Annotated in this window: 6 protein-coding genes and 1 pseudogene; all 7 read left to right on the plus strand. The window is 62.3% G+C overall.

The genetic code is table 11. The annotated features are described in order from the left end of the window. A pseudogene (locus tag EOA86_RS18365) lies at window positions 1–288 on the plus strand (isoprenylcysteine carboxylmethyltransferase family protein); the annotation flags it as partial. A gap of 144 nt (window positions 289–432) precedes the next feature. Continuing rightward, window positions 433–1,089: an isoprenylcysteine carboxylmethyltransferase family protein gene (locus EOA86_RS18370; protein ID WP_128342958.1), complete on the plus strand. Its 657-nt coding sequence runs from the start codon at window positions 433–435 to the stop codon at window positions 1,087–1,089. Window positions 1,090–1,249: 160 nt separating this feature from the next. Further along, window positions 1,250–1,453 (plus strand): 50S ribosomal protein L35, encoded by a 204-nt coding sequence (gene rpmI / locus EOA86_RS18375; RefSeq protein ID WP_006201248.1) that lies wholly within the window; start codon window positions 1,250–1,252, stop codon window positions 1,451–1,453. Between the two features lie 38 nt (window positions 1,454–1,491). Then, on the plus strand, window positions 1,492–1,893 hold the full coding sequence (gene rplT, locus EOA86_RS18380; protein ID WP_006201247.1) for a 50S ribosomal protein L20: 402 nt from the start codon (window positions 1,492–1,494) through the stop codon (window positions 1,891–1,893). 95 nt (window positions 1,894–1,988) lie between these two features. Then, entirely contained in the window at window positions 1,989–3,074 is a 1,086-nt protein-coding gene (gene pheS, locus EOA86_RS18385; protein ID WP_128342960.1) for a phenylalanine--tRNA ligase subunit alpha, read from the plus strand. Beyond that, on the plus strand, window positions 3,071–3,496 hold the full coding sequence (locus tag EOA86_RS18390; RefSeq protein ID WP_128342961.1) for a GFA family protein: 426 nt from the start codon (window positions 3,071–3,073) through the stop codon (window positions 3,494–3,496). Before pheS ends, EOA86_RS18390 begins: the two co-directional genes overlap by 4 nt. Beyond that, window positions 3,493–5,901, plus strand: coding sequence for a phenylalanine--tRNA ligase subunit beta (gene pheT, locus EOA86_RS18395; protein WP_128342963.1), 2,409 nt, complete (start codon window positions 3,493–3,495; stop codon window positions 5,899–5,901). Before EOA86_RS18390 ends, pheT begins: the two co-directional genes overlap by 4 nt. Window positions 5,902–6,105 lie beyond the last annotated feature (204 nt).

The following is a 6,105-nucleotide window of genomic DNA, read 5'->3' on the forward strand; positions in this document are numbered from 1 at the left end:
GCGTCGGCGGTTTTGTGCGCGGCCGCGTTCTACATCGTCACGCTGCGCGAGGAACGGCATTTGACGACCGTGCTCGGGGCGCCGTACAAGGACTACATCGCACGGGTGCCGCGGTTTTTTCCCAATCCGCTGCTTTTTCGCGATCAGGCCGAGGTCACCTTCACACCGCGCATCTTCAATCACACGCTGCGCGACGGCTTGATGTTGCTGGCTTCCATACCGTTTTTCGAACTCATCGAGTCCGGACAGGAAAGCGGTGTAATTCCCGTCCTCTTCTGGCTGTATTAGTTGCGGATGATGGCAAAAGAGGCGACATGCATTAAATACGCCTGAATCATCCTGCAAAGGCGTCCCGCGATCGGCGGGGGCGCCTGTTTTCTTGGCCAGGCGCTGCGATCGCTGGCGAAGTTCCTCGACGATCGGATTCCCGACATGCTTAATGAAGTTCAATCGGCGCGGGTCGAACAAGCGCAGGCCAAGCGTGCGCTGGGCAGGTATCAGCACGCACGAAGGATGGTGCTTGCCGCCCTCGTGGTCGTCATGTTCGCAGCGCTGCTGTTTGGCCAGTCTGCTTTTCCTCCCGAAAGCGTGCCGCACGAAACGATCGAAATGGTCGGCGTCCTGCTGATCTTTCTGGGCATTGTCGGGCGCTTGTGGTCAACGCTCTATATCGGCGGACGCAAATCCTCCGAGGTGGTTACCGGCGGACCCTATTCGATCACCCGCAATCCGCTCTATGTCTTCTCCTCTATAGCTGCCGCCGGCGTCGGCGCGCAGATGGGCTCGATCACTGCGGCGATCGGCTTCGCGGTGATTTGCGCCGCCGCCTTTCAAGTCGTCATCCTGCGCGAAGAGAAGTTCCTGAAGGAGGCCTTCGGTACTCCATTCCAGGCGTATATGGCGCGGGTGCCGCGCTTCTTTCCGAAGCTTTCGCTGTATCAGGAAGGCGACACCGGCAGCTTCAAGCCGCGCCTGCTGCGGACGACGCTGCTCGACGGACTGGTATTCCTCGTTGCCCTGCCGTTTTTCGAATCGATCGACGGCGCCCAGCAATCGGGCATACTGCCGGTGCTGTTTCGTTTCCCATAGGCACAGGGTGTTGCGCGCCGGCCCGCTTTGACGTATAGCACCGCCGTTCCCAAAAACCGCCCGGCAGGGCATGCCGTGGCGGTTTCATTTGCTTTTCGGGCTTTGGTCGGCCTGAAGCGAACAAAAAGCGCGATGATGCGCACATAAACGGAGTAGCAAAATGCCCAAGATGAAGACCAAGTCAGCCGCCAAGAAGCGGTTCAAGATCACAGGTACGGGTAAAGTCCTGTCGGCTGCGGCCGGCAAGCGTCACGGCATGATCAAGCGTTCCAACAAGTTCATTCGAAATGCCCGCGGCACGATGGTTCTGGCTGAACCGGATGGCAAGAAGGTCATCAAGAATTTTCTGCCGAACGGCCTCTAAGGCATTCGGTCTGGACAACGTTTTAAGGAGATCATGACATGGCACGCGTAAAAAGAGGCGTCACTTCGCACGCCAAGCACAAGAAGGTCCTGAAAGCCGCCAAGGGTTTTTATGGCCGCCGCAAGAACACGATTCGCATCGCCAAGCAGGCGGTGGAAAAGTCGCTGCAGTACGCCTACCGCGACCGCAAGAACCGCAAGCGTTCGTTCCGCGCTCTCTGGATCCAGCGCATCAATGCCGCGACCCACGAGCATGGCCTGACCTATGGTCGCTTCATCGACGGTCTCAACAAGGCCGGCATCGAGATCGATCGCAAGATCCTGTCGGACATGGCCATCCACGAGCCGCAGGCATTTGCCGCACTTGTGGCCAAGGCCAAGGTCGCCCTCGAATACCTCAAGAACACCACGCCGAACGCTTTTGAAAGCGCTGTAGCCTAACCAGCGCCTTCCCAAGCACTTCGACACTTGATTTGGGAAACCCGCGCTGGCAGGGCTGGCGCGGGTTTTTCTTTGCCTCCAATCGGGCCTGAAACATGAGTGACATGGAAACCCTCGAAAATTCCCTGATGACCGACATCGCGTCGGCCGCCGACGAGGCCGCGATCGAAGCCGTGGGTGTTTCAGCGCTCGGCAAGAAGGGCTCGGTCTCAGAAATGCTGAAGACGCTCGGCTCGATGAGCGCAGAAGAGCGCCAGATAAAAGGCCCGGCTATCAACGGCCTCAAGACCCGCGTCACCGAGGCGCTTACCGCGCGCCGCGCCGAGCTGAAGGACGTGGCGATCGCGGCACGGCTCGCGGCGGAAAAGGTCGACGTCACATTGCCGGTGCGGCAATCGCCGGCCGAGCGCGGCCGCATCCATCCGATTAGCCAGGTCAGCGACGAGATTGCCGCGATCTTCGGCGACCTCGGCTTTGCCATCGCCGAAGGCCCCGATATCGAGACCGACTATTACAATTTCACCGCGCTGAATTTCCCCGAAGGCCATCCGGCGCGCGAGATGCACGACACCTTCTTCTTCCAGCCGGACGAGAAGGGCGAGCGCAAGCTTTTACGCACCCACACCTCTCCGGTGCAGATCCGCACCATGGAGGTGCAGAAGCCGCCGATCCGCATCGTCATCCCCGGAAAAACCTACCGGCAGGACTCCGATGCCACCCATTCGCCGATGTTCCATCAGGTCGAGGGACTGGTGATAGACAAGACGGCCAATGTCGCCAACATGAAATGGGTGCTGGAGGAGTTCTGCAAGGCTTTCTTCGAGGTGCCGCAGGTCAAGATGCGCTTCCGGCCGTCCTTCTTCCCGTTCACCGAACCGAGCATGGAGGTGGACATCCAGTGCGACCGTTCGCGGCCGGGCGAGGTGCGCTTCGGCGAAGGCTCCGACTGGATGGAGATCCTCGGCTGCGGCATGGTCCACCCCAACGTGCTCCGCTACGGCGGGCTCGATCCCGACGAGTATCAGGGCTTTGCCTGGGGCATGGGCATCGACCGCATCGCCATGCTGAAATACGGCATGCCGGACCTGCGCGCCTTCTTCGACGCCGATGTGCGCTGGCTGTCGCATTACGGCTTCCGGCCGCTCGACATGCCGACGCTATTCGGGGGCTTGAGCGCATGACAGCGGCCCACACCGGCGGCTGCCGTTGCGGCGCCGTGCGGCTCGAGGCTTCGGCCGAACCGCACCATGTCAGCTATTGCCATTGCGGCGATTGCCGGCGGGCCAGCGGCGCGCCGGTGTCGGCTTTCGTCGGCTTCATGACCGAGCAGGTCGCCTTCACGGGCAAGGCGCTGAAGATGTTCGAGAACGGGTCGGTGACGCGCTCCTTTTGCGGCGTCTGCGGCTCGCCGATCGCCTATGTCGACGAGCGGCTGGCCGACCATATCTATTTCGTGCTCGGCGCCATGGACATGCCGGCCTATTTCAAACCGACGCACCATGCCCATGTGCGCGAGCAACTGCCCTTCCTGCACATGCCGGACGATTTGCCGCGCCATTTGAAGACCAGCGTGCCCAGACCATCAGACGGAAAACAGTCATGAAACTCACCCTCTCCTGGCTCAAGGATAACCTCGAGACCGACGCCTCGCTGGCCGAGATCGTCGAGCGGTTGACCTCGATCGGCCTCGAAGTCGAGCATGTCGACGACAGGTCGAGCCTGAAGCCGATCGTCATCGCCAAGGTGCTGACGGCGGTGCAGCATCCCGACGCCGACCGGCTGCGCGTTCTGACGGTCGATACCGGCGACGGCAAGGCCCCGGTGCAGGTCGTCTGCGGTGCGCCCAACGCCCGCGCTGGCCTGATCGGCGCCTTTGCAGCACCCGGCACCTATATTCCCGGGATCGACGTGACGCTGGCGGTCGGCAAGATCAGGGGTGTCGAAAGTCATGGCATGATGTGCTCCGAGCGCGAGCTCGAGCTTTCCGAAGAGCATGACGGCATCATCGACCTGCCCGCCGAGGCGCCTGTTGGCACCAGCTACGCCGCCTACGCGCATCTCGACGATCCGGTCATAGAGATCAATTTGACGCCGAACCGTCCGGACGCGACCAGCGTCTATGGCATCGCCCGCGATCTGGCAGCGAGCGGGCTCGGCCGCCTCGTCGGCGGCGCGATCATGCCGCATGCCGGCGACGGCATGTGCCCGGTCAAGGTGAAGATCGAAGCACCGGAGCTCTGCCCGGGTTTCGCGCTCAGGCTGGTGCGCGGCGTGAAAAACGGCCCGTCGCCGAAATGGCTGCAGCAGCGGCTGATCGCCATTGGGCTGAGACCGATCAGCGCGCTGGTTGACATCACCAACTACGTCACCTTCGACCGCGGCCGGCCGCTGCATGTGTTCGACGCCAACAAGGTCGCCGGCAACCTCACCGTGCGGCGGGCCAGCGATGGCGAAAAGGTACTCGCCCTCGATGGGCGCGAATACACGCTGACGCCTGACATGTGCGTCATAGCAGACGAGGACGGCGTCGAATCGATCGCCGGCATCATGGGCGGCGAGCATTCCGGCTGCGACGAGAACACCACCGACGTGCTGATCGAATCCGCACTTTGGGATCCGATCACCACCGCGCGCACCGGCAGGACGCTAGGCATCATCAGCGATGCGCGTTACCGGTTCGAGCGCGGCGTCGACCCTGAATTCATGGTGCCCGGGGTGGAACTGGCCACCAAGCTGGTGCTGGATTTCTGCGGCGGGACGCCGACCGAAACCGAAGTCGTCGGCTATGCCGGCCATGTCGAGAAGATCGTTTCCTTCCCATTGTCGGAAGTGAAGCGGCTGACCGGCATCGAGGTGCCCAGGGACGGGAGTCTCGCCATCCTTTCGCGCCTCGGCTTCAAACCGGAAGGCGTGGGTGATGTCATCAATGTCGCCGTGCCATCCTGGCGGCCGGATGTCGATGGCAAGGCCGACTTGGTCGAGGAAGTCATGCGCATCCATGGCATCGACAATATCGCCCCGCAGCCGCTCGGCGCGCATGATGCCGTCAATGCCAAGATCCTGACCACGCTGCAGGTCCGCACCCGCGCCGCCAAGCGGGCGCTGGCGGTGCGCGGCATGATGGAGGCGGTCACCTGGTCGTTCATTCCGGCAAAACATGCCGAACTGTTCGGCGGCGGCGAGACAGCACTCAAGCTCGCCAATCCGATCGCCGCCGACATGTCCGACATGCGGCCGTCGCTGCTGCCGGGCCTGATCGCCGCCGCGCAGCGCAATGCCGACAAGGGCATCGGCGATGTCGCGCTGTTCGAAGTATCGGGCACCTATGAGGGCGATGCGGCCGACCAGCAGCGACGCGTCGCCGCCGGCGTTCGGCGCGGCACGGCCAAGCTCGAAGGCTCCGGCCGGCATTGGGCCGGCAATGCCGGTCCGGTCGGCGTTTTCGACGCCAAGGCCGACGCGATCGCAGCACTCGAAGCCTGCGGCGCGCCGGTCGAGCGGCTGCAGATCGAGGCCGGCGGCCCGGCCTGGTATCATCCCGGCCGTTCCGGCACGATCAAGCTCGGACCTAAAGTCATATTGGGAACTTTCGGCGAATTCCACCCTAAGACGCTGGAGGAACTGGACGTCTCCGGGCCGCTCTGCGGCTTCGAGGTCTTCGTCGACGCCGTACCCGAGCCGAAGGCCAAACCGACGCGGACGAAACCGAAGCTGGAACTGTCTGCCTTCCAGGCGGTCAAGCGCGATTTCGCCTTCGTCGTCGACAAAGCGGTCGAAGCCGGCACGCTGACCCGCGCCGCCCTTGCCGCCGACAGGAAGCTGATCACCAATGTCTCGGTCTTCGACGTGTTCGAAGGGGCATCGCTCGGCGCGGCCAAGAAATCGATCGCCATCGAAGTGTCGATCCAGCCGGTCGATAAGACGCTGACCGACGAGGATTTCGAGACGCTGGCAAAGCGCATCGTCGAGAATGTGAACAAGCAGACCGGCGGAGTGCTGCGGGCATAAATCGGATTTGGAAACAAAGAAGGGGCGCAGGAGCGCCCCTTCTAATTTTCATTCGGCCGGGGTCTAGAGCGGGATGGGATTTGTAAGAGTCGTGGGATTCCCAAATCATCGCAGTTCTGATTCAACATTCATGCTGGGAGGAGGCCAGTTTGGATGGCAGGATATTCGATGGACCTTCGCGAGCGGGTTGTAGCCGCGGTCAAG

Origin of the sequence: Mesorhizobium sp. M5C.F.Ca.IN.020.32.2.1 (assembly GCF_004023105.1) — a bacterium.
Taxonomy (GTDB): Bacteria; Pseudomonadota; Alphaproteobacteria; order Rhizobiales; family Rhizobiaceae; genus Mesorhizobium; species Mesorhizobium wenxiniae.